The organism is Candidatus Zymogenaceae bacterium, assembly GCA_016931225.1.
Classification (GTDB): Bacteria; Desulfobacterota; Zymogenia; order Zymogenales; family Zymogenaceae; genus JAFGFE01.
The window spans coordinates 147,852-171,036 of the sequence record JAFGFE010000005.1 but is presented as its reverse complement, the minus strand read 5'-3'; the positions used below and the strand labels follow the sequence as shown (position 1 = coordinate 171,036).

Annotated in this window: 19 protein-coding genes; 15 read left to right on the top strand and 4 right to left on the bottom strand. The window is 56.4% G+C overall.

All coding sequences use genetic code 11. The features are described from left to right. Nucleotides 1–143: 143 nt before the first annotated feature. The 5 genes from JW885_02070 (at nt 144) to JW885_02050 (ending at nt 4,252) form a co-directional block, all read left to right on the top strand. Complete coding sequence (locus JW885_02070; GenBank protein ID MBN1880935.1) at nt 144–1,370, top strand: adenylate/guanylate cyclase domain-containing protein; 1,227 nt, start codon at nt 144–146, stop codon at nt 1,368–1,370. A gap of 385 nt (nt 1,371–1,755) precedes the next feature. Then, the gene (locus tag JW885_02065) at nt 1,756–2,022 is read left to right on the top strand and encodes a hypothetical protein (GenBank protein ID MBN1880934.1); all 267 of its coding nucleotides are present in this window, start codon (nt 1,756–1,758) and stop codon (nt 2,020–2,022) included. A 21-nt stretch (nt 2,023–2,043) separates the two neighbouring features. Continuing rightward, nucleotides 2,044–2,664: an OmpA family protein gene (locus JW885_02060; protein ID MBN1880933.1), complete on the top strand. Its 621-nt coding sequence runs from the start codon at nt 2,044–2,046 to the stop codon at nt 2,662–2,664. Nucleotides 2,665–2,869: 205 nt separating this feature from the next. Next, nucleotides 2,870–3,748, top strand: a complete 879-nt coding sequence (locus JW885_02055; protein MBN1880932.1) for a HesA/MoeB/ThiF family protein — start codon at nt 2,870–2,872, stop codon at nt 3,746–3,748. Nucleotides 3,749–3,757: 9 nt separating this feature from the next. Continuing rightward, a complete protein-coding gene (locus tag JW885_02050) occupies nt 3,758–4,252 on the top strand; it encodes a hypothetical protein (GenBank protein MBN1880931.1) in 495 nt (164 codons plus the stop codon). A gap of 58 nt (nt 4,253–4,310) precedes the next feature. On the opposite strand, the gene JW885_02045 is transcribed toward JW885_02050, so the two are convergent. Next, on the bottom strand, nt 4,311–5,303 hold the full coding sequence (locus tag JW885_02045) for a hypothetical protein (GenBank protein MBN1880930.1): 993 nt from the start codon (nt 5,301–5,303) through the stop codon (nt 4,311–4,313). A gap of 173 nt (nt 5,304–5,476) precedes the next feature. On the opposite strand from JW885_02045, the gene JW885_02040 reads away from it, so the two are divergent. From JW885_02040 to JW885_02030, 3 genes are all read left to right on the top strand, one after another. Then, nucleotides 5,477–6,652 carry a CapA family protein gene (locus JW885_02040; protein ID MBN1880929.1) on the top strand — a complete coding sequence of 392 codons (1,176 nt, stop codon included), beginning with the start codon at nt 5,477–5,479 and terminating at the stop codon, nt 6,650–6,652. A gap of 31 nt (nt 6,653–6,683) precedes the next feature. Next, entirely contained in the window at nt 6,684–9,080 is a 2,397-nt protein-coding gene (locus JW885_02035; GenBank protein MBN1880928.1) for a DUF87 domain-containing protein, read from the top strand. Nucleotides 9,081–9,346: 266 nt separating this feature from the next. Beyond that, nucleotides 9,347–10,219, top strand: coding sequence for a tetratricopeptide repeat protein (locus JW885_02030; GenBank protein MBN1880927.1), 873 nt, complete (start codon nt 9,347–9,349; stop codon nt 10,217–10,219). A gap of 147 nt (nt 10,220–10,366) precedes the next feature. On the opposite strand, the gene JW885_02025 is transcribed toward JW885_02030, so the two are convergent. Genes JW885_02025 through polA form a run of 3 tightly spaced genes read right to left on the bottom strand, consistent with a single transcriptional unit; the run spans nt 10,367 to nt 15,250 of the window. Further along, nucleotides 10,367–10,999, bottom strand: coding sequence for an alpha/beta fold hydrolase (locus JW885_02025; protein ID MBN1880926.1), 633 nt, complete (start codon nt 10,997–10,999; stop codon nt 10,367–10,369). A gap of 7 nt (nt 11,000–11,006) precedes the next feature. After that, the gene (locus JW885_02020; protein ID MBN1880925.1) at nt 11,007–12,587 is read right to left on the bottom strand and encodes an SPOR domain-containing protein; all 1,581 of its coding nucleotides are present in this window, start codon (nt 12,585–12,587) and stop codon (nt 11,007–11,009) included. Beyond that, nucleotides 12,587–15,250, bottom strand: a complete 2,664-nt coding sequence (gene polA, locus JW885_02015) for a DNA polymerase I (protein MBN1880924.1) — start codon at nt 15,248–15,250, stop codon at nt 12,587–12,589. Before polA ends, JW885_02020 begins: the two co-directional genes overlap by 1 nt. A gap of 558 nt (nt 15,251–15,808) precedes the next feature. Between polA and JW885_02010 the strand changes: the two genes are divergently transcribed. The 7 genes from JW885_02010 to JW885_01980 all read left to right on the top strand — a co-directional run bounded on the left by JW885_02010 (nt 15,809) and on the right by JW885_01980 (nt 23,140). After that, nucleotides 15,809–17,410: an AAA family ATPase gene (locus JW885_02010; protein MBN1880923.1), complete on the top strand. Its 1,602-nt coding sequence runs from the start codon at nt 15,809–15,811 to the stop codon at nt 17,408–17,410. A gap of 284 nt (nt 17,411–17,694) precedes the next feature. Further along, nucleotides 17,695–19,056, top strand: a complete 1,362-nt coding sequence (locus tag JW885_02005) for an HlyC/CorC family transporter (GenBank protein MBN1880922.1) — start codon at nt 17,695–17,697, stop codon at nt 19,054–19,056. Nucleotides 19,057–19,215: 159 nt separating this feature from the next. Continuing rightward, nucleotides 19,216–19,725, top strand: coding sequence for an AsnC family transcriptional regulator (locus JW885_02000; GenBank protein MBN1880921.1), 510 nt, complete (start codon nt 19,216–19,218; stop codon nt 19,723–19,725). A gap of 51 nt (nt 19,726–19,776) precedes the next feature. Further along, nucleotides 19,777–19,989, top strand: a complete 213-nt coding sequence (locus JW885_01995; protein MBN1880920.1) for a DUF4177 domain-containing protein — start codon at nt 19,777–19,779, stop codon at nt 19,987–19,989. After that, entirely contained in the window at nt 19,973–20,482 is a 510-nt protein-coding gene (locus tag JW885_01990) for an RDD family protein (GenBank protein MBN1880919.1), read from the top strand. Before JW885_01995 ends, JW885_01990 begins: the two co-directional genes overlap by 17 nt. A gap of 204 nt (nt 20,483–20,686) precedes the next feature. After that, entirely contained in the window at nt 20,687–21,853 is a 1,167-nt protein-coding gene (locus JW885_01985; GenBank protein ID MBN1880918.1) for an aminopeptidase P family protein, read from the top strand. Nucleotides 21,854–21,973: 120 nt separating this feature from the next. Beyond that, nucleotides 21,974–23,140, top strand: coding sequence for an aminopeptidase P family protein (locus JW885_01980; GenBank protein ID MBN1880917.1), 1,167 nt, complete (start codon nt 21,974–21,976; stop codon nt 23,138–23,140). The last annotated feature ends 45 nt before the right edge of the window (nt 23,141–23,185 follow it).

Sequence of the window (23,185 nt, the reverse complement as noted above, 5' to 3'; positions counted from 1 at the left end):
CCTCCTCTTGACGGTCGGTCGATCGGCGCGTTTTCCCACACAGGTCTCGTGTTGCCGAAGCGAATCTATAGGGGATATGGGGGGCGATTTCGTGAAAAGCGCTCGCACCCCGGACACACGTGTGCCGTACGACGAGGTCTCAGATGTTTAAAGATATTTCCATCAAATCGGTTCCCACGTCGTTTACAACCCTCCCCGCCGGAGTGCCGGCGGACCACATTCGATTCTATGTGCTGACCAATTATTTCTATCCCGCAGCCATCCTCGTGCACCTGGCGTTTGTTCCGCTGTTCTGGTTTCTTGGGATGGAGCTTCTGTCCCTGTACAATGTCGTAAGCGTCGTGCTCTACGGGGCGTGTCTTTTTCTCAACCTGAACGGTCGCATCAAGGCGGCGACGCTGCTCTTGTTCATCGAGGCGTCCGTCTTCATCGTTCTCGCGACACTGGCGCTGGGCTGGGACAGTAATTTTCATTACTATCTCATCATGCTTGCCATGTTCATGTTTCTCACCCCCTGGCATGATTTTCTGAAAATTCTTTCCACCGCCCTGATCTTCTGTCTGTACGGCTGGCTGTATCTAAAGACCTCTCATGCACCTTTCGGGGCCGATCTGCCCCGGGGAGTTCTCACCGCGTTTTCCTATGCGAACATCATAGGGATATTCTCAGGTGTGTGTTTCGTGTCGTATTATTATCACGTGGCCGCGGCCCGAGCAGAGGAGTCGTTGAGTCGGGAGTATCAGCGCTCCGAGGACCTGCTCCACTCCATCCTGCCGGAGCCGATAGCTAGGCGCCTCAAGGAAACGCCCGGCACTATCGCCGATGGATTTCTCGAAGCCTCTATACTGTTCGCCGATATAGTGGATTTCACCCCCCTTTCCGAGAAACTTGACCCCAGTCGGCTCATAGAGCTATTGAATGATGTCTTCTCTCGGTTTGACGATCTGGCGGATCGGTACGATCTGGAGAAGATCAAGACCATCGGTGATGCATACATGGTGGTGTCCGGCATCCCCAGGACACGGGATGACCATGCCCAGGCGATCGCCCACATGGCGCTGGACATGATTGATATCATGGGAGAGTTTAACGGGTATCTGGAAAAGCCCCTGACACTCCGCATCGGCATACACTGCGGGCCGGTGGTGGCCGGGGTCATCGGGAAGAAGAAGTTCATTTACGATTTATGGGGAGACTCGGTAAATACCGCGGCGCGCATGGAGTCCCATGGGATCGGTGGTGAGATACAGGTGTCCGACCGCATGTACATGAGATTGAGAGATTCGTTCGTCCTTGAAGAGCGGGGAAACATCGATATCAAGGGGAAGGGATCGATTAAAACATACTTTCTGAAGGAAAGGAAAAGCTGACTTTTTACCCGATAGCGCCGTCGTGAAGGGAAAAACGTTATTAATATCTGTTGTTTTTCGTTGTTTTTCCTGAATAGTGCCGGAAATTGATTCTTTGTGAGTACAATATCTTGGGCTCTGAATACTGATAATACAACATGTTGAGTGTGTTTGTGTGCTCGGTAATGCGGTAATAATATTAAATTTTTTTAATCATACTCCATCTTTTCTATTGACAAAGAATTTACATTATAATAGTATTGTACTGGTTCAGTGTGGGGTTTTTTATTCTTTTTTTGAAGGCTTGAAAGAAGGGTAGCGCATCGAACAAATTTCCCGAAAGGAGGTGAAGAACCTAATGAGGAAAGTTTTGGTAGGTATTCTCGCTGCGGTATTGCTGGTATCGATGGTTGGATGTTGCTTCTTTGAGGCAAAAAGCACCATCGCCGCCGCCGACGCCGCTGTAGAGCAGGCGAAAGCGAAGGGAACCATCACCAACGCACCGTACGAAACGTGTAGTGCGGTGGCATATCTTGGTGGCGCCATGGAAGAGTATGGTAACTGTGATTGGTGTCAGGCTCTTGAATGGGCGAATAAATCCAAGAGCATGGCCGACGCAGCGCTGGCCGCTCCTCCGCGGGCGGTTTCTCCTTGTCTGTCCATGATGTTCTAATCTATGGAGGTAACAATAAAAATGAAGGCTAAAGTCCTTGTAGCTATCATGGCTGTTGCTGCAATGGGGCTTCTGGTCGGGTGTGGAGTTACCTCCGGACCTAGCTATGATGCCTTGAATGCAGCGAAAGCCGATTTCGAAAAAGCTACGGCGATGGGCATGAAGGATTGTACTCCCTGCGAGTACGCTATTGCCGAGGCGGAATTGGAATTCGCCGAGCATAATCTAAATGAGCTGAAGATCGATCGCTTCAGAGAGCATCTCGCGATTGCTAACGAGAAGATCGCCGAAGGCGTCGATAAGCTCAAACTCTGCAAAGTTATTTATTTTGATTTCGACAAATATTACATCCGTCCCGAGTTCTATCCGATCCTGTACCACATGGCGGATACGATGCTCACATATGAGGATGTAAATGTCGAAGTTCAGGGTCATACCTGCGATATCGGTACGGAAAAGTACAACTGCTGGCTCGGCCAGAAGCGTGCCGACAGCGTGAAGGACGCCCTGATGCTTTATGAGGTACCCGAAGAGAGATTGACGACCGTCAGCTGGGGCGAGTATATGCCCGCCGAGAGCAATGCTACTGAAGAAGGTCGCATCAAGAACAGAAGGGTCGAGTTCGAGATTATCTATAAATAGAATAAAGAGAATCTCGTTCTTCAGGGGAGTGAGAGTCGCATGACTCCACTCCCTTTTTTATGTGTTCCGAACATCATCTGCGGTTGGGAAGGTTTTTTCACTTTTTACCTGCATGGATATATGATAATGTGATACCGAGACGAGGGAGGCATCATACGCCGAACTACGCCGATGTATCCCTGTGACAACAATGGAGGGTTCTCTCATGTATGGGGGAGTGGATAAAGAAAAACTGAATGCGTTGAAAAAGGAGATAGAAAGACTGGCCGAAACGGAAAAGACGCCTGATGGATCATCCGTGAAGGCGATCGATATCGCAGGGCTCGATCTGGCGGCGAAATCTCAGAATGTCACACGCCGCAGGGCGGAGATCGCCGCCCTCGACCTGGGCATCTATCCAGTACGCTATATGAGAAACATCGGAACACTGGGCAGAGAAGGCCAAAAAAAGCTTTTAAATTCAAGGGTTTCGATTGTGGGTGTCGGCGGTCTTGGGGGCACTGCGGCGATTGAGCTGGCCCGGGCAGGTGTGGGAGAGCTCGTTTTGATAGATGGAGATGTTTTTAGTGAAGACAATCTGAACCGCCAGGAGTTCAGCGACGAAAACGTGATACACGCCTCCAAGGTGAAGGTCGCCCAGAAAAGAATAGAGGAAGTGAACGGCGCTGTGGATGTGACGGTGGTGGAAAAAGTGGTGGATGAACTTGATCTGCGGGTCGTACTGACCGGCAGTGACGCGGTGCTGGACGCCCTCGATAACATCTCGGGCCGGTTCGCCCTCCAGCGGGCCGCACAAACCCACGGCATTCCCCTGGTACACGGCTCCGTGGCGGGTTTCATCGGTCAGGTTTCCACCATTTTATCCCGGGATCGGGGCCTTTCGGCCATATACGGTCCGGAGGAGGAAACGCCGGACAGGGGGATCGAGCTCGAGGTCGGAACGCCCCCCGGGGTGGTGGGCGCGGTGGCGAGCATACAAGTTATCGAGGTGCTCAAGATCCTGACCGGTATCGGAGAGCCCCTCCACAAAAGACTCCTCTTTATGGATTTTGAGAAGGCGATATTTAAAGAAATGACGTTGTGAGGTGTGTCGATGAAAACATGGTGCAGGATCGTTCTGTCCGTTCTCATGCTGTCCGGTCTGCTATATGGCTGTGTGTCCGTAAATCCCCAGGTAAAGGACGCCGAGGCGGCGGTGAACTCTGCGAAAAAGCTGATGTCCGAGGGGCACACCGAGGAGGCCGTGGCCGAATTTACCCGGGCCCGGGATCTCTTTATCGAAGCCGAGTACACCTATTCGGCGTACGAGACATATTCCCTCATCGCCCAGGCGTATTACCTGACGGGAGACGTTGACGCCGCCATAGAGACATACTTTTCTGCAATCGAATTCGCCATGAACAATCCCTGGTCAGTCAGCCTGAAGGACGTGGCGGATCAGATGCGGCAGCTGTCCGCGCTGCTCAGGAGTGAGGGGCGCATGGAAGAGGCGGAGTATCTGTTGGAAGACGCCCTGCTCCTCTATCAGCAGATCGAGGATGAGGAGGGGATCGATGCCGTGCGAAAGGAGATGAAGCTCTTGGAATAGCACGCTTTTTTTCGCGTGAGGTTATCGGGCGCACCTCGCCCGATTTTTTTGGCCGTGGTTATATATCACTGTATGAAAACTTGATGACCCTTTTGGGGGTCCAGTTGTAGCGAATACCGTGCTCCTCGTAGAATATCTCCGGCACCGCCTGCCAGGCGTCGTTCATGTGAGATACCATCTCGTCTGTCGGCGTTCCGACGACGAGGTCCGCCAGGAACGACTCGAAGATGGAGAAGTGCATCTCCAGAAAGCTTCCAGCCCCCGTGGTCAGGATCATCAGCGAGGGATTGCCGCTGCGCATGGCCAGAAGCTCTTTCATGAAGTGTTTTTCGCTGGTGCACGACAGCCCGATGATCATCTGAAAACCGGGATAGGGAACGACGCGATCCAGGTCTTCGGTGTTCGGCGCCAGGAAGTAGTGAGACGAGGACTCCCCCACGATCTCTCCCTGGTAGCCGTGAAGCTGTTTCTTCGGTATGGATATCGGGTCCGATTGCATCCGGAAGGGTTCATCCAGTCCGTCCTCGTGCAAGGCCCAGCCGTTTCCGTAGCGTGAGTGGGAATAGACGAAGATGACCTCCCGTTCTCCGAAGGCGGTGATCAGCTCCTCCTTATTGTTGACAATCGCCACATCGAGGGTGATCTCTTTCTCCCGAATCAATATCGTCGTTTCGTATTCTTCCACAAACACCCGCAGAAGGTCGCCGCCGCCGGTGGAATCGTAGAAATTGTTCACCAGGTCTTCGGTGCCGATGCACAGGGCGATTGTGATGCGACCGTCTGCGGTCAGAAGCTCCCAGTACGCGTCCGGGTCCCTGCTTTCATAGTCCTCGGGGAGGGTTTCCAGGGCTTCGGTGACGATGTGATCGGTGAAGATGCCGTATCCCGGCGAGTAGGGGGGGACGTAGGTATATTCGGTGGTGCCGGTTGTGGCGCAGCCTGTTACGGCGAGCGCCGCGAAGCATGCGAGTATCGTTCTGAAAACATTTTTTTTCCGGGCGATGTTCGGGGAGTGCGAACAGAGAGTCCCGGAATCTGAGAGATGCGTCATGGAATGCGTCCTCTTGAATCTGGAAACCGGTTGTTTCCGTCACGGGAATAGCTGATAACGGTCCCGATAAAAAAACGGCTTGTTTTTCCGGGATGATTTGTTATGATTTACAAACTATTGTAAGTTTCTGTTTGTTTCGTGTCAAGCGACATCGATATCGAGAAAGTGATTCCATGAAGAAAATCCGGACGATTCCGACGGCTTTGGGTGCGGCTGTGCTCCTGGTCGCAGCATTATATCTGTGTGTGGCCTCCTGCGGCCCCTTGAATCTCGGTCTCAGGCCCGAGCCGACCGACCAGCCGGAACCGGCCCAGGAAGAGGTGCGTATCACTCTTTTGGCGGTGGGGGACATCAACCTCGGCAGGAAGGCGGGGAAAATTATCCTCGACGGCGATATCGACTACGCCTTCGCGTTCGTTTCCGACATCATCAATGGCGCCGACATCGCATTCGGAAATCTTGAGAGCACCATATCCGAACAGAACGGCGAGACAAAAAGCGGCACCTGGCGTTTTACCGCGCCCCCGGACGCGGCGCTGACGCTTTCCCATGCGGGATTCGATATCCTGTCGCTCTCCAACAACCACGTATGGGACTACTGGGAGCGGGGGCTGCACGAAACCAGGGATCACCTCGATGCCGTGGGCATCGCCCACACCGGCACCGGCTCCGACCTAACCGAGGCCTACAGCCCCGCCATACTGGAGGTGGATGGGATACGGATCGCCTTCCTCGCCGTCGCCAACATATTCAATTACGGCACCTACCCGGATCACGAAGCGTTCGACTATACCGCCTGGGCGGACATGGAGTATCTGGCGCCGGCCATCAATTCTGCCCGGGAGGCGGCGGATCTGGTTGTGGTGAGCGCCCATTGGGACTGGGAATACAAGGACTATCCTTGTGATGTGACGGTTGAGCTGGCCCATGCCATCGCCGACGCCGGCGCGGATATCATTCTGGGGCATCATCCCCACGTCCCCCAGGGGATCGAGCTGTACAACGACACCTTCATCATCTATTCTCTGGGGAATTTCGCATTTCACCAGACGACGAAATACTCCATCTGGAAAAAAAGAAGCGTCATACTGCTGTTGACACTCAGCAGGGACGGCGTCGAGGAATACGAGCTGATCCCGGTGACGTGCGGATTTCAGCCCGCCGTCGCCGAGGGTGAGCTTGCCGATGAAATACTGGCCCACATGGAGGAGATATCCTTCACACCGCTGGTGACGAAGACGGATGCCCCAGCGGAAGGGGGAGAGGAGGCTGAGTGGGTTGAGGGGGCGGGGGTAGAAGACGGCGGTGACGCCGTCTTCTCCGGTGAGATTATCGAAACCGTACCGTAAAAAATTTTTTCATATATATGTGAGGGAAACAGTGGCTTCCAGCGGATTTTATCTCGGAAAGATATTCGACGAGAAGAAGGGCGCGCTCACAGACCAGCAGGTGCTGTACGACTCCCGAGACCTGACCACCCACGGAGTGATCATCGGGATGACCGGCAGCGGGAAGACGGGGCTTTCTGTGGGGCTGATCGAGGAGGCGGCGCTGAACGGAATCCCGGTGGTGATCATCGATCCGAAGGCGGAGATGACTAATCTCCTGCTCGCCTTCCCGGAGCTGTCAGCGGAAAAATTCGAGCCCTGGGTGGATCCGGGGGAGGCCGAGCGCAAGGGGAAGACGGTTGCCGAATACGCCGCGGACACGGCGGCGCTGTGGAAGAAGGGGCTTTCCGAATGGGGTATCGGGCCGGATCGCATCAAGCAATATCGAGACGGCTCCGATTTCGTCGTCTATACCCCCGGAAGCACCGCGGCGCTTCCCATCAACGTCATCAGCTCCTTTCAGGTTCCCAGTGGTGTAGAGCCGGGGAGCGAGGACTTCCTGGAGCTGATCTCGGGGTCGGTCACAGCACTCTTGGCCCTGGTCGGCGTCGAGGCGGACCCCATAACCAGCAGGGAGCATATCCTGCTGGCGAAGATCTGGGAGGACTCCTGGATGCGGGGACAGGACCTGAACCTGGAAAAGATCATCACCTTCATCATGGACCCGCCCCTTAAACGGGTGGGGGTGTTCGAGCTGGAGAGCTTCTATCCAAGGGACGACCGCATGAAGCTGGCGGTGATGCTCAATAACATCATCGCCTCCCCGTCGTTCGCCCCCTGGCGGGAGGGGCCGCCGCTTTCGGTGGAATCACTGGTGTCGCCCAACGGAAAGAAGCCGGGGGTGTCGATATTCTATATCTCCCACCTCTCCGAGGCCGAGCGGCAGTTTTTCATCTCCATGCTGTTGTGGCGGATCGTCTCCTGGATGCGGGGGCAGGAGGGGACGTCCAAGCTCAGGATGCTCATCTATATCGACGAGGCGGTGGGGCTCCTGCCGCCCTACCCCAAGGACCCGCCGTCGAAGAAGCCGATCCTGACCCTCCTCAAGCAGGCCCGGGCCTACGGCATCGGTATGCTGATGGCGACCCAGAACCCGGTGGATCTCGACTACAAGGCCCTGACCAACGCGGGGACCTGGTTCATCGGGAGGCTTCAGACCAAGCAGGACAAGGAGCGGCTCCTGGAAGGGCTGCAGTATGTCTCCGAGGGCGGCCCCACCAAAAAAGAGCTGGGGGACGTGATATCGTCGCTGGAGTCTCGGCAGTTTATCCTCCACAACATCCACGAGGACTCCCTGGTAACCTTCACAACCAGGTGGGTGATGTCGTATCTGCGGGGCCCCATCTCGAAAAACAGCCTCGCAAACCTTCCCGTCGATACGGTAAAGGCGGCGCCCGCCCCGAAGGAGAAGTCGGCGAAAGACGAAAAGGAAGAGGCCGGCACGCTTCTTCGGACGCCCGCGGAAACCGGGGAGAAAAATCTGTATCTTTCCCTCAAGAGCGACGCCTACCCGTATCTTGCCCGGTTCGCCTCCGCAGAAGACACAAAAGGCACAGAGGGGATGACCTTTCTTCCGGGTATCGTGGCCGTTGCGGACACCTCTTTTGACATCACGAAAAAAACAACCTCCCACTCCAGGACCATGACACGTGTGCTCTTCCCCTTGACGGACGAAACCATGCGGTGGGACGATTCCGTGCCGGTGCCGGGTGAGCCGACCTTCGAGACAACATCGCCGATTCAGGAAACGCAGGCGGCGGGGTACAGGCCGATTCCCCACTGGTGCATGGAGAAGGGGGCGCTCAAGAAGCTCTCCGGCGAGTTCGTCGACTACCTGTACGCCACGTCGAAGATGATTCTCTACTCGAATGCCGCCTTCAATGTCATATCGGATTTCGGAGAAGAACGGGAGGCGTTTATCGCCAGGGTGATGTCGTTGGCCGAGGAGGCGGCGGACAAGGAGGCGGAGAAGCTGACGACGGACCTCAAGAAAAAAGTTGAGGCGCTCCAGAAAAAAATAAAACAGGAAGAGCGCCAGCGATCTTTGAATGAGATGGAGCATGAGGAGCGGCGGCGGGACGAGCTTCTCTCCGCCGGTGAGACGATCGTCGGCCTGGTATTCGGCTCAAAAAGATCCGCGGGGCTTTCCAAGGCGGCCACAAAGCGCCGGATGACGAAACGCTACAAGATGAAGGTGGAGGATTCCGATGACGTCCTGGCGGATCTTCGGGAAGAGCTGAAGACGCTGACGGAATCGGCGGAGGATGAGGTCTTCCGCATCACGGAGGAAAAGAAAGAACAGGCCCGGGTCATTGAGGAGATGGAGGTGAAGCTGGAGAAGAACGATATCTACATGAAGGATTTCGGCGTTCTTTGGGTGCCGATGTAGGCAAAAATTCGCTTCTTTACGAAAAAAACACTTGCATTCCATACAAAATATGCTAATTTAGTTAATAAGTCTTCAACATATGGACGCCCGGCGGGAAGTGAAAACAGGCATATCGGAGTAGACAGCGCCGGGCTGGAAGGCGATGATAACTTGACCCTCCAGTGGACCGGAATCATTCAATCTCCAACGCTGTTATCCAAAAATAAGTATTGTCTTGCCCTTTTTTATCCCCGTCTTTGTTTCTTTTCATATGAGGGAACCCGTAGATGGACGAAATTGATGTCCTCTTGGATGCGGCACGGGATCTGATCGATCTCAATTATTATACCGAAGCCATGGCGATGCTGGCGGACGTGATCCGGCGATTCCCGGACGAACCGGACGCCTACTACCTGCTCGGATGTTCCGCCCTCAATCTTCGTATGGGGGCGGAAGCCTTCGGCTTTTTCTCCATGGCCAATGAACTGTGCCCCGATGAGTCGGATATCCTCTCCGGCATGGCGGACGCGTGCCTGACGATGGATCGCCTCGACCTTGCCGATACGTTTATCACCCGGGCGGAACAGGCGGAGGCCGGCAATATAAATGCGGCCATATCCCGGGGGCACTACCTGGAACGGATGGATCTCTATGAAGAGGCGGTGGAACACTACCGTACGATTATGAAGTCCGATTCCGGAAACGACTATCTGAACGCCCGAATGGGATACTGCCTGATGAACATGGGCATGTTCGAGGAGGCGGCGAAGGAGATAGCGGGATACCTGGCGGAAAATCCAACCGACAGCGAGTGGCATTTCCAGCTCGGTCTCTGCTATGGCAACATGGGTATGCTCGACGAGGCGATCTCCACCTTCAACTACCTGGTTCGCACAAGCCCCGACGATCCGATGGCCCGGGCTTATTTGGCCCTGGCGATGGCCGATAAGGGCTGGATCACGGAGGCCCAGCAGGAGATCACCCGGGCCCTGCGCATGGACCCGGACAACCCGAGGGTCCAGGAGATATACGACGACATCATGGGCCGGGACGAGGGCGGGGCATCTTCCGGGAATCCGGGGGATTTGGCGGGACTTTTCGCCCTTCTGTTGATTCTCAAGACCATTTCCGACAGAAGTGAGCGGTTTCGACGGACGTAATGGAGCTGAGCCGGCGGGTTCTGCGTTACAAAGACACGGACGAAGCGATCATGAATAAGAAGCCCCCCGTATGAATCATACGGGGGGCTCTTCTCTTTTTTATTTGCTCCGGGATGTGAACTTTTGGGCGCGTCTCGGAGAAGGTTTTTAAGAGGGGAACATGTCCGAGAAAAATTGTCCAACCAATCGTGCCATCTGTCCCTCGTATCCCATATAGAAGTGATCGGCGCCGGGGACCACCTCGAGCCGTTTCTGGCCGAGCAATTCCTCGAACATATTCCTGAGAGATTCCAGGTCGCAGAAATCGTCCCGATCCCCCGATACGAAACAGACCGGCACACCCGGATCGGTCAGGTAGGAAAAATCGAACATGGAGACCGGGGGCGACACCGCGGCCCAGGCCAGGATGTCCCGATCGTCCAGGGCGTGGCGAATGCCCACCCATGCGCCGTAGGAATAGCCGGCCATGAGAAGCGGTCGGCCCTTTGTTGATTCGTGGTGCTTTAAAAATCTCGCCGCCGCCGACACGTCGCGGTAATCGTCCAGCCCACCGATGGACGCCCCGCCGCTTTTCCCGATGCCCCGGAAGTTGAACCGGAGTACGGAAAATCCCCGGGATGACAGCTCATCCCTCAGCGCCTCGACGACGTTGTTATACATGCTGCCGCCGTAGTGCGGGTGGGGGTGGCAGGCGATGACGACGGGCGCCGCGTTTCCGGTAATCGTCAGGGCCCCTTCCAGCGTTACATCTCCCGACGGGATGCTCACGAATTGTTCCATCAGTCAATTATCTCCAGTCAATATCAAATTGCTCGCCGCTTTCTTCGAGGAATCGTTCGGGATTCGGATCGTCAAGATCGGTGATGCGAAAGACGCACCGGTCGCCTTCGGAGACGGCGGTGTATGCAAGCGTTTCGCCGTCCGGCGACCAGACCGGACCGAAGAGAAAGCTCTTATGTGAAAGGATCGTCTCCGAAAAGTCGCCTGTGGGGGAAAGGAAAAGAAGGTTCGATGAAACCGGTCGTGCGTTCTCCTCGTCCATCGTCCAGGTGAAAAGGGCGATGGTATCACCATTGGGGGACGAGGCGCCCCTGCCCACGTTTGTTACCGGGTCGATGGAATCGACCAGTACAATTTCTCCGGTGACCGGGTCGGCGGTGGCGAATGTATATTCGAAAGACGTACCGGAACCCGGTTCCACATGATAGGCAAGCATGAGGCCGCCGCCGGGCAGCCAGCCGATCATCCGGGTGGTGAAGCCGGGTCGGAGGGTCTTTACCGACCCGGTCTCCAGGTCTATGACGCCCACGGAGATCGATTCATCCCCCTGCTCGTCCACAAAGCCCTGGGTGGCGTGGTAGGAGAGAAACCGCCTGTCTGGAGAGAGCGAGAGATCGGTGATGAGCCTTTTTTCGACCTCGTGGATGACCTCGCCCACTCCCCGCTTGAGATTATAGAGAAAGATCTTTGCGGGGATCTGCGAGGACGGGGGGATAGAGACGTAGGCCAGCACCGTGGGGGTGATCCAGATGTGCCCCGCGATCTCCAGGGACGAGGGGATAACGAATGCTTCGGATGAGGCGGAGCGGGGAGCGACGATGATATCGCCCCCCAGCTCGTCGGATTCTCTGATGATGAAGGCGACATAGGAACCGTCGGGCGATATCCTGGGTCGGCAGAGGACTTTTCCCGTCTCGTCGGTCGAATATACCGTGACGGGATCCGTACCGGACGTAAGGGACAACACCTCAAACAGCACCGTCTCTTCTCTTTCGTTGGTCGATTCCTCCGGCGCCTCGGATGCAACGATCCTGCGGCCGATATACACCATGCCGCCGTCGGCGGCGGCATGGGTGTCGAAATCCATCCCGGGGGCGGACTCCCGCACGATCGGCACGAGGATCGTCTCGACAAAAGACGTCACCCACATCCCCTCGTATCCCGGAACATCGGTATCCGCAACGAAGATATCTGCCGCATCCCGCTCGGTGTCTTTCCCGATGCCCACCTTGTAGGGGAGGGAGGGCGCGTCCGGCACCTCGAAGACGAACGCGTCGTAGCCCAGGGAGATCAGCTCGTCCGCCGCGATCTCCGCGTTTTCCCGGGTGGAGAACGCCCCCATCTGGACGGTGAAGTAGGTGGTGGATTCCTCCACGAGATCCGCCTCCGCTGTCGGCGGGACGTCGCCCGTGGGGCCGTCGTCTGCGATGATGTCCGCCGGCGTCAGTGTCTCTTCAAGGGGAATGATCGGCGGCGGCTTAGGCGTTGATTCCGTCTTCGAGCAGGCGAGCGGTGCCGTGAGGATGATGAACACCGCCAACATGATGATCGGTCGGAATCCCACGACTCCTCGATACTTTTTTCTCATCAATGCGCCTCACTCCAGTTTGTGCCGGTATGAATGTCCACCACGATCGGAACGGAGAGTTCCAGCGCCCCCTCCATCTCCTCCCGGACGGTCGATACGGTTTTTTCCACCCGCTCTTCCGGGACCTCCAAGACCAGCTCGTCGTGGACCTGTATGATCATGCGGGAGTCGGGGAGTTCGTTTGTGAGGCGCCGGTCGAGGGTGATCATGGCGCGCTTGATGAGGTCGGCGGCGCTCCCCTGGACGGGGGTGTTGATGGCCATCCGCTCCGCGAAGGACCTGACGTTGCGGTCGGAGCTTTTCAGCTCCGGCAGGTATCGCCTCCGGTCCATGATCGTGGTGACGTATCCATCGTGTCTTGCCTGTTCTATCACGCCGTCCATGTACTGTTTGACGTGTGAGAATTTCTCGAAGTAGGAATCGATGAACGCCGCAGCCTCGTCCCGGCCGATGCCGAGTTGCTGGGAGAGGCCGAAGGCGGAGATGCCGTAGATAATGCCGAAGTTGATGGTCTTCGCCTTCCTGCGCATATCTGAGGTGATGTCCTTCGGATCGACGCCGAATATCAGCGAGGCGGTGCTGGCGTGCACGTCCTCGCCTTTGAGGAAGGCGTCGGTGAGGCCTGAGTCCTTGGAGAAGTGGGCCAAGAGCCTGAGCTCTATCTGGGAGTAGTCTGCGCTGAGGAGGACGAAGCCCTCCTTCGGCACGAAGGCCTCCCGGATGCGACGTCCCTCTGCGGTACGGATCGGAATATTCTGGAGGTTCGGGTCCGAGGAGGAGAGCCTTCCGGTGGCGGCCACCGTCTGGTTGTAGGAGGTGTGAATGCGTCCCGTGTCGGGATTGATCAATTCAGCCAGCGCGTCCACGTAGGTGGATTTCAGCTTGGCCAGGCTTCGGTACTGGAGGATGTCTTCGGCGATTGGATGTTGGGCAGACAGTACCGTCAGGACGTCGTTATCCGTCGAATAGCCTGTTTTCGTCTTTTTCACAGGGGTGATGCCCATCTTCTCGAAGAGGATCGTCGCGAGCTGTTTCGTGGAGTTGACGTTGAACGGCTCTCCCGCCTGATCGATGATTTTCCCCTCCAGGGTTGCAATGTCTTTTGAAAATGCGACCGAGAGGGCGCCCAGGATATCCCGGTCCACCCGGACACCGGCCATCTCCATCCGGGCGAGAACCGTCAAAAGCGGCATCTCGAGGTCTCTGAAGAGCGACCGCACCGACCTCGCCTCCATGAGGTCTGTCAATATCGGCACCAGCCGGTACACGAGATAGGCGTCCTCGGCGGCGTATTCCGACGCCGTCTCGATCTCCACCTGGTCGAAGGTCAGCTGATGTTTCCCGCTGCCGGCGACGTCTTTATAGCCGATTGGACGATGCTGCAGGTATTCGAGGGAGATGGCGTCCAGGCTGTGGCCCCGTCGGGAGGGATTGATGAGGTAGGACGCAACCATGGTGTCGAAGGCGATCGGGTTGATGTGGATGCCGTAGCGGGCGAGGACGATGTAGTCGTACTTGATGTTCTGTCCCGCCTTCGGGACCCGCGGGTTTTCTAAAAGCGGCTTGAGGATCGAGAGCGCCGTATCCCGGTCGATCTGTTTGGGCACGCCGAGATAACGGTGCGCCAGGGGGATGTAATACGAAGATGCGTCGTCGAAACAGAGGGATACCCCCACAAGCTCCGCCTGCATGGGCACGGTGGAGGTGGTTTCCGTATCCACCGAGAGCAGCGGGGCTTTGGATGCCTGTTCAACAATGTCCGAGAGCCTCTTTTCATCCAGCACCGTCTCGAAGGGGATGGAAAGCCCCCCGCCCGTATCCTCCAGCTTCTTTAAAAGCGTGTGAAAATCAAGCTCCCGAAAGAGATTCGCAAGACGCTCCGTGTCCGGACTTATGCGTTTTGCAGCATCGATGTTGAACGTGATGGGCACATCCTTCTTGATGGTGAAGAGCTTCTTGGAGAGCGCCGCCTGATCCCGAAATTGCTCCAGGTTTTCGCGGCGCTTTCCTGAAAAATCGTCGATATGGGAGAAGATCTCCTCGATGCTGCCGTATTTTTTAATGAGATCCACGGCGGTCTTCTCGCCGATGCCCGGCACCCCGGGGATATTGTCGGACGTGTCCCCGGAGAGGCCGAAGACCTCCAAAAGCCCGTCGCCGGTTACGCCGTATTTTTGTTGTACGGCGTCGAGGTCTGTGGACGTGTCCTTCATGGTGTCCAGAAGCCTGATCCGATCGCTCACGAGCTGGGCCATGTCCTTGTCGCCGGTGATGATGATCGCATCGCAATCGGGGGGGAGGTCGGCGACGACGGTGCCGATGATGTCGTCGGCCTCGTATCCCTCCAATTCGAAATGGGTGATGTTGTATGCGTCCAACAGCTCCTTGATCTTCGGTATCTGGGGTTTGAGGTCATCCGGCATCTCCGGGCGGTTCGCCTTGTAGTCGTCGTAGATCTCTTTTCGAAACGTGGGGCCCTTTGCGTCGAAGGCGACGGCCACGTAGTCGGGGTTGAGGTCGTCCAGGACCTTGGTGAGCATATTGTTGAAGCCGAAAATCGCCCCGGTGGGGAATCCGCCGGAAGTCGCCAGACCCCGGATGGCGTAAAACGCCCGATAGATATAGGAGCTGCCGTCTATGAGGGCGATGGTTTTTCGTGACATGGCATAAAACACGCGAAAATGATTGTCGGGGATGGTTATAGTAATAAACTTAAGTAAAAAGATTATACTATTTTCGGGGAGAAATAAAAAGGGTTAATAGATAAATAAAAAATTTTAGTGTGTGTCAATAAATAAACTGAAACAGCAAAGGACTATCTGAATATGTAATGATTTCCGCCTTTTTGGGAGTAATCCTTTATCCAAAAACCTCCAAAAAGCATGGAGGACATCGCGCCGAAGCTACAAAAACCTGTTCAAATAACGACCAGAGGGGAAGGCCCAATGATATCGACGGGATGAATCCTTTTTAACATCCCAAGACTTGGCAGGGCGACATTCGCCCGTTAAAAAACGGTCCTGTATGACTCTCTCGCCCTCCTCAGGAATCTATCAAACGCCGTGTGGCGTGTCAATCTTTTTACATCTTGACATGGCGCATATACATGTGAGAACATCACAAAGGGAGAAGTGCACGGGACCGAGCTCCCGTGTAATTATTTAAAACTCCGCCCGTCCGGATTGTGGATGGGCGGTGACAATGTGCGATCGGGATGCGAGATGGAGGATAACAAAAACCGGGGCGGCAGCCTGGACTTCATACGGCGGTTGATCACCGCTCGGCAATCATTGATCTATGTGGTGACCTGGGAAGAGGGACGACTGCAGAAGCTTTTGGAAAAGCTGGCGGCGTCCATGTTTTCTCACCCGGTGAAGTTCTTCGTTTGGGAAAACACCGTGGGTCTGACCCTGGAGGGCCGAAGTATCGAGGAGACAAAAAACCCCCTGGCGGCCATTGACTACGCCATGACCCTCAAGGAGAACGCCTTTTTTCTCCTCAAGGACCTTCACCGGGAAATGCGGAACAACCCGGAACTGGTTCGAAAACTCAGGGACGCATACGACACCCTGAGTGCCTCGTACACGGCGCTGTTCATCGTATCTCCGGTGCTGGAGCTCCCTTTCGAGCTGACCAAGGAGATGACGGTGGTGGATCTGGAGCTTCCCACCCTCGAGGAGATGGCCGCACTCTTTGATTCAATGGCGAATTCCTATGCGAAATCGAGGGGGATGAAGGTCGCCCTCTCCGCCAATGAGCGAGACGCATTCATCCAGGGTGTCGTGGGGCTGACCCAGGATGAGGCCAGAAACGCCCTGACCAAGGCCATGCTGGGACGCCAAACCCTGGACCTCTCCGCCCTGGATATCGTCCTGGAGGAGAAGCGCCAGCTCATCCGAAAAAGCGGCATCTTGGAATTCATCACCAAGAAGCCGAATATTGAGGACATTGGGGGCCTCGAAAACCTGAAAACCTGGCTCAACGCCAGGACCAAGAGCCTCTCGCCCGATGCGAAAAAATACGGGCTGGAGCCGCCCAAGGGATTTCTTATGACCGGGATCTCCGGCTGCGGCAAGAGCCTGACCGTCCAGGCCGTCTCGTCGTTCTGGAACATCCCCCTCATCCGCCTGGACATGAACCGAATATACAGCGGCGTGATGGGATCTCCGGAGGAAACCCTCAACACCGCCCTCAGGACCGTGGAGGCCATGGCCCCCTGCGTTCTCTGGATCGACGAGATCGAGAAGGGCATCGGCTCCTACAGCGGCGAAAGCCGGGACATGATCGTCGGCCGGATATTCGCCATGTTCCTCACCTGGATGCAGGAAAAAGAGAAATTCGTATTCGTGGCGGCCACCGCAAATGAGATCGACATGCTCCCGCCGGAAATCCTCCGGAAGGGGCGGTTCGACGAGATATTTTTCGTGGACCTGCCGGGCATCTCGGAGCGCGCCCAGATATTCTCGGTGCACCTGAAGAAGAGAAACCAGGACCCCCTCAATTTCAACGTGATGGATTTCGCCAAGGCCACGGAGGGATATAACGGATCGGAAATCGAACAATGCGTCATCTCCGCGCTCTTCCAGGCGTTTGAAGAAAACCGCGCCCTTTCCGCCGACGATATCATGAGGGGCATCGGCCGGATGGTTCCCCTCTCCAAGACGATGATAGAGGACATCAAGCGGATCAAGCGGTGGGCCTTCAACCGGGCGGTGCTGGCCAGCAAGCCGGAAAAGCCTGGGGCAACAACGTCCAGCACTCCCCCCAGACGGGATCAGCAGAAGGCGCCCCAGGAAGATATTATAAAGACGTCGTTTTCCTGATGCATATTCGCACACGGAGGCTCACACACCGGGTACACCCCTGATGAACGAAGACAGTCAAAACGACCCCCTGAAACAACGGACCATATCCCTCGTCGCCGTAAGAGCCGTCCCACGGCAATTGTGTGCTTCGACCGGCCGGGTCCGATCGCATGACTTCCTTTACTCCCCCCGGTCCTATTTTCCACGATGGAATCGGTGTCGCCGGAGTGTCGATCCCAGGGATCTCTCACACCGGGTGATCGGCATGTTTTTATTTTCTTTACTCTCTGGTACGTAATCCCATGGAATCGTTTCTACTCCAGGTTATATTGATATTCTTTTTAATCCTGGCCAATGGTTTTTTCGCAGGCTCCGAGCTCGCCATAATCAGCACCCGCAAGCGGCGCGTTAAAGCGCTGGCCGAGGGGGAAGATAAACCGTCCGCAAAGGCGCTGTTGGAGCTGAAAAACGACCCCGACCGCTTTCTCTCCACCATCCAGGTGGGCATTACCGTCATCGGCTCCCTGGCCTCCGCGGTGGGGGGCGCCGCGGCGGTGAAGATCATCGAGCCGGTGATCTCGAAGCTCTCCATCCCGTATCTTGCCGATATGGCCCAACCGATCGCCATTATCCTGGTCGTGGCGATCATCTCCTACTTCACGCTGATCCTGGGGGAACTGGTCCCGAAATCGGTGGCGATCAGGTTTTCGGAAAAAATCGCCCTTGCCGTCGCGGGGCCCATCCGGTTTATATCCCGGGTGACAAGTCCGGTGGTGAAGATACTCACCGCGTCGAACCATTTTGTGCTCAAGCTCCTCAAGATCAGCACCGGCACCGATTCATCCTTTCTGACCGAGGAGGAGATTCTTTCCATCCTCAAGGAGGGAGAGGAGAAGGGACTCATCGACGAGACGGAACATGAGTTGATTCACTCCATCTTCGAATTCGCCGATAGACAGGCGAGCGACGTCATGGTGCCGCACCCGAAAATCAAGGCGGTGGACATATCGTGGTCGAAGGATCGGATCCTTACATTTATCGTCGAGACCGGCCTTACCAGGTACCCGGTGTATGAGGTGGATCTGGATAACGTCCTGGGATTTATCAAGAACAAGGATGTGCTGGAGATGCTGGTCACCACGGAATCGTTTGATATCGAAAAAATCATTCACAAGCCCTATTTCGTGCCGGAATCGAAACTTATCAGCGATCTGCTCCGGGAGATGCAGAATGAGCGGGTGCAGCTCGCAATGGTGGTGGACGAATACGGGGATATCGCGGGGCTCGTGACCATGGAGGACCTCCTGGAGGAGATTGTGGGGGAGATCGAGGACGAGCACGACGATCTTGCCAACAGGTTGGTGAAAAAATACAAGGACGGCACGATGATCATCGACGGATCCACCTCCATTCGTGATCTCATCAACCTGCACGGCATGAAGCTCTCCGAGTCGGATGATTTCGAGACCATTGCGGGGCTGATTCTCTCCCGCCTGCAATCCATACCGAAAGGGGGAGAGGTGATTCGTCACGACGGGTATAAATTCACCGTGGTGAACGTGGAGAAGAATCGAATCGACAAGGTGCGGGCCGAAAAAGAAAAGAAGTCGGAGAGAATCCTCACACACGTCACCCAGACTTCGATACCCGATGATTCCGCCTAGTGGATCACGGGAACCGTTTCCCCTTTTCCCGTTGACAAAGAGACACGCCCTCTATACTATGCTGTGGGGGGCGTTTTTTATCCTTCCGACGGGACATCCGGGTGGAAGTCATACAGGCGAGGCCCCCCACCGGTATCCATGTTCGATAGGACGGCTCTTATGGACGATATCGACCGCAGGATACTCGCCGTTATACAGGAGGATTTTCCCCTGACGCCCGATCCCTGGGAGCGGGTGGCAAAGACGGCGATGGCTGACTCTCCTGATGTTCTGACCCTCACCGGTGATGAGGTGCGCCGTCGTGTTGCGCGCATGCAAAAAGGCGGCGTCATCCGGCGCATCGGCGCGGTGCTGAACCCCCGCTCCCTCGGGATCGTTACCATGCTGGTCGCAGCCAAAGTCCCCGAAGATCGTATCGACGAATTTGCACAAACAGTGAATGAAAATCCGAGGGTGACCCATAACTATCAGCGGCCGGGGCCCTACACCGTCTGGTTCACCCTCTGGGGGAAGAGTAGGGGTGAGATCGAGGAAACGGTGGATGAGATCGGGCGCCGGACCGGCATCGACGAGATTTCCCTCTTTCCGGCGGTGAAGACGTACAAAATTCGGGCGGTGTTCGACGTCAAGAGCAAAAAAGGCGACGCATCCACGGGCGACTCTTCCTGAAGACGATTCCATTCCTTATGATGCGAGGATGCCCGAGATAATCGAAAGATCATGACCCAGAGACCTGCGCTCATATACAAGGTGGTTGAGACATCGGTGGTCACCGACGAATCGCTGGAGAGGATCATCAACGAATACGTCGCGTCGGGCTGGGTGTTCGATGGGATTCAGTTCGCCATCCGGGACGCCAGTAAGCGGCCGGCGATGGCTTTTATCATTTTTACCAGAAACGATACCGAGGAGAACGATGTCGAGCAAGGCTGACGTGCTGCACAGACTGCTGGCCAAGCTCATCGACGCCCTGTTGGTGGGGGCCGCGTGTCTGGTGCTGTATCCGGTGGGCGTAATGATCGGCGCCACCTATATCATCATCGCCGACGGCCTGTTTGAGGGACGAAGCATCGGGAAATACATCATCGGCCTGAGGGTGATCAGAGAGGAGGACGGGGAGGAGGCCACCTTCACCGACTCTTTTATCAGAAACGCCCTGTTCGGGCTGATCGTCCTGTTCGGCGTGGTGCCGTTTCTCCGCTGGCTGTTGATTCTCTCGGTGGGGCTTCTGATCGTTCTCTTCGAGACCTATTATGTGGTCGCAACGGCGGACGGGCGCAGGGTGGGGGACCTGGCGGCGGGAACGCTGGTGGTGGACGCTCCCCGAAAGAAAAGGGAGACCGGGAAGGAAGAAACGCCGCCGCCCGCGAAGCGGGCTCAAAAGCCGCCCGGTGGCCCCGGGAAAAAGACGTCGAAGTCCGCATAGGGGGGGTGAGGATGTATCCATGCGGCGGGTTGACGGGTTCCGGAGAGATCCACATGCGGATTTTTTCTGAGTGACCAATAGGGAAAGGCGGGATCGCGGGTGCGGGTTGTTCCCGAATAGGGACTTTTTCGGATATCCGATGAAGAGACGCCCTTCGGACGCTTGAACTATAACACACGCCTTAATGAATATATGGATGCGCCCATGACACTCATCCCACTGCCGACATCGTCTCCGCCGACACAGGAAGAGCTTCAGGCCAGGATCGCGCGGGTACAGGAAAAAATCACCTCCGGAGGATATGACTGTTACATATCGTTTGATCCGGTCAACATCTACTACCTCACCAACTTCGCCAATTATGTCCACGAGCGGCCCTTTATCCTCATTATCCCCTCCCGGGGAACGCCGACGATGCTGGCCCCCGTCCTTGAGTTGACCCACGTCAAGACGAAGGCTCGCTGTCCCCTGGAGTATCTGACCTACTATGAATTCCCCGCACCGGAGGGAGAAAACTGGCAGGATATCTACCCCACGGTCTTTCCAAAAGATCCGATAGTGGGCATCGAGGGGGCGCTGCCGTCGGCCATTCGGGAGGCGACCCCGGGGAAGACGGTCATCGACGACCTCATCGACGATGTCCGCTTGATCAAGACCGATTACGAGATAGCCAGGACCGTGCACGCGTGCAACATCCTCAACGAGGCCCATCGAAAGCTCCTTGAGATCTGCCGCCCCGAGGTTCTGGAGGTGACCATCTTCAGCGAGGTGACAGCCCTTATGATGGGACGGATCATCACCGACATGCCGGACGCCAATTATATCGTCACAAAGCCGCTGGCCGGCGTCGCCCCCCCCTCCACGTCCCACGACCCCCACTTCGTCCTGACTCCGTTCATTGAGATGGAAACGGGCGGTCCCCACGTTTCCGGCGTGGGGGGGCAGATAGACGGGTATGGTGCGGAGATAGAGCGGTCGTTTTTCCTCGATACGGTGCCGGACGCCGCCCGTCGTCCCTTCGAGGTGATGATGGAGGCAAGGGGGCGGGCGTTCGAGCTGTGTGTTCCCGGTTCGGTGTTTTCGGATATAGACAGGGAAGCCCGCAGGATCATCTGTGACGCCGGATTCGGAGATCATATCCTTCACCGCACCGGTCACGGCCTGGGCATCACCGGGCATGAGGCGCCCTATATCGCCCTGGGGGACGATCGGGAGGTGGAGCCGGGAATGATCGTCAGCATCGAGCCGGGCATCTACATCGAGGGACTGGGCGGATTTCGACACTCGGATACGGTATTGATCACGGAAAACGGCCCGGTCTCTCTCACCAAGGCGCCCGATCGGCTGGAGGACCTGGTGTTGTTGGATTGAGCCGTCCAGTGGGGGGCGTGGAGGGGACATGGGATGAGAGACAGTGAAAATCCGTATCGCCTTTTCGGGAGCGGATTCGGAGATTATTTTCATTCTTCTCATTGATACAGAGAGGTACTCATGAGCGCAAGACCGAAACCGATTACCGATCCGCCGTCCGCGAGTGAGCTGGGCGAAAGGCTCGCTCGGGTCAGGAAGCTGATGGCCGAACACTCTCTCGACTATTACGTCTCCTTTGACCCGGTGAACATCTACTACCTAACGAACTTCGCCAACAACGTTCACGAGCGGCCCTTCATCCTGGTCATCCCGAAGGAGGGGACGATGAGGATGGTGAGCCCGCTCCTTGAGACGGTTCATGTCAAGACCCGGGCGCTGTGCGAGCTGGAGTACGTCACTTATTACGAGGTGCCGTCCCCGAAGGGAGAGAACTGGTACGATATCTACCCGAAGCTCATCGACACAAACGCCCGAGTGGGCGTGGAGGCGGCCATGCCCCTGGGTATCTCGAAGGCCACCCCCGGTGAGCAGGTGATGGTCGATATCATAGACGAGGTGCGCCTGGTCAAAACCGACTACGAGATCGGAAGAAGCGTCCATGCCTGCGACGTCGTCAAGGAGGGGCACCTGAAGCTCATGGAGGTGTGCCGCCCCAACGCCGTTCTGGTGGCCATCTACGGCGAGGTGGTCAGACATATGATGGGCAAGGTCCTGACCGATATTCCCAACGCGAACCTCATCGTCAGCAAATTCGTGGGCGCCGTGTGGCCCCCGTCCATATCCCACGATCCGCACCTTGTCCCGACCCCGTATCAGTTGATGGAGGAGGCCGGCCCCCACGTCTCCATCGTCACCGCCCAGGCGGACGGCTATGGGATGGAGGTGGAGCGCACCTTCTTTCTGGGCTCCATGCCCGACAAGTGCAAAAAGCCCTTCGAGGTGGTCATGGAGGCGCGGGCGAAGGCCTATGAATTGGCCAAGCCCGGGGCGGTGCTCTCGGACATCGATCGGGCCGCCAGAAAGATCATCTGTGATGCCGGCTATGAGGATCACATCCTCCACCGCACCGGCCACGGCCTGGGCATCACCGGGCACGAGGCGCCCTATGTCGCCGTGGGGGACGATAGGAAGCTGGTGCCGGGGATGATCATCAGCATCGAGCCGGGCATCTATAAGAAGGGGGAGGGGGGCTTTCGCCATTCGGATTCGGTGCTGATCACAGAAAGCGGGAACATCAACCTCACCGACGTTCCCGACACCCTCGATGACCTGATTATACCTTTGTAATGATTCCCGTATATGAGTATGCCGGGCCGTCGTGGGAGAAACGAC

Coding starts and splice junctions, on each gene's coding strand:
- JW885_02055 (MBN1880932.1), top strand. CDS start 2,870: ATGTATGGGGGAGTGGATAAAGAAAAACTGAATGCGTTGAAAAAGGAG.
- JW885_02000 (MBN1880921.1), top strand. CDS start 19,216: ATGGACGATATCGACCGCAGGATACTCGCCGTTATACAGGAGGATTTT.
- JW885_02060 (MBN1880933.1), top strand. CDS start 2,044: ATGAAGGCTAAAGTCCTTGTAGCTATCATGGCTGTTGCTGCAATGGGG.
- JW885_01995 (MBN1880920.1), top strand. CDS start 19,777: ATGACCCAGAGACCTGCGCTCATATACAAGGTGGTTGAGACATCGGTG.
- JW885_02005 (MBN1880922.1), top strand. CDS start 17,695: ATGGAATCGTTTCTACTCCAGGTTATATTGATATTCTTTTTAATCCTG.
- polA (MBN1880924.1), bottom strand. CDS start 15,250: ATGTCACGAAAAACCATCGCCCTCATAGACGGCAGCTCCTATATCTAT.
- JW885_02040 (MBN1880929.1), top strand. CDS start 5,477: ATGAAGAAAATCCGGACGATTCCGACGGCTTTGGGTGCGGCTGTGCTC.
- JW885_02010 (MBN1880923.1), top strand. CDS start 15,809: ATGGAGGATAACAAAAACCGGGGCGGCAGCCTGGACTTCATACGGCGG.
- JW885_02030 (MBN1880927.1), top strand. CDS start 9,347: ATGGACGAAATTGATGTCCTCTTGGATGCGGCACGGGATCTGATCGAT.
- JW885_02070 (MBN1880935.1), top strand. CDS start 144: ATGTTTAAAGATATTTCCATCAAATCGGTTCCCACGTCGTTTACAACC.
- JW885_01985 (MBN1880918.1), top strand. CDS start 20,687: ATGACACTCATCCCACTGCCGACATCGTCTCCGCCGACACAGGAAGAG.
- JW885_02045 (MBN1880930.1), bottom strand. CDS start 5,303: ATGACGCATCTCTCAGATTCCGGGACTCTCTGTTCGCACTCCCCGAAC.
- JW885_02050 (MBN1880931.1), top strand. CDS start 3,758: ATGAAAACATGGTGCAGGATCGTTCTGTCCGTTCTCATGCTGTCCGGT.
- JW885_01980 (MBN1880917.1), top strand. CDS start 21,974: ATGAGCGCAAGACCGAAACCGATTACCGATCCGCCGTCCGCGAGTGAG.
- JW885_02020 (MBN1880925.1), bottom strand. CDS start 12,587: ATGAGAAAAAAGTATCGAGGAGTCGTGGGATTCCGACCGATCATCATG.
- JW885_02065 (MBN1880934.1), top strand. CDS start 1,756: ATGGTTGGATGTTGCTTCTTTGAGGCAAAAAGCACCATCGCCGCCGCC.
- JW885_01990 (MBN1880919.1), top strand. CDS start 19,973: ATGTCGAGCAAGGCTGACGTGCTGCACAGACTGCTGGCCAAGCTCATC.
- JW885_02025 (MBN1880926.1), bottom strand. CDS start 10,999: ATGGAACAATTCGTGAGCATCCCGTCGGGAGATGTAACGCTGGAAGGG.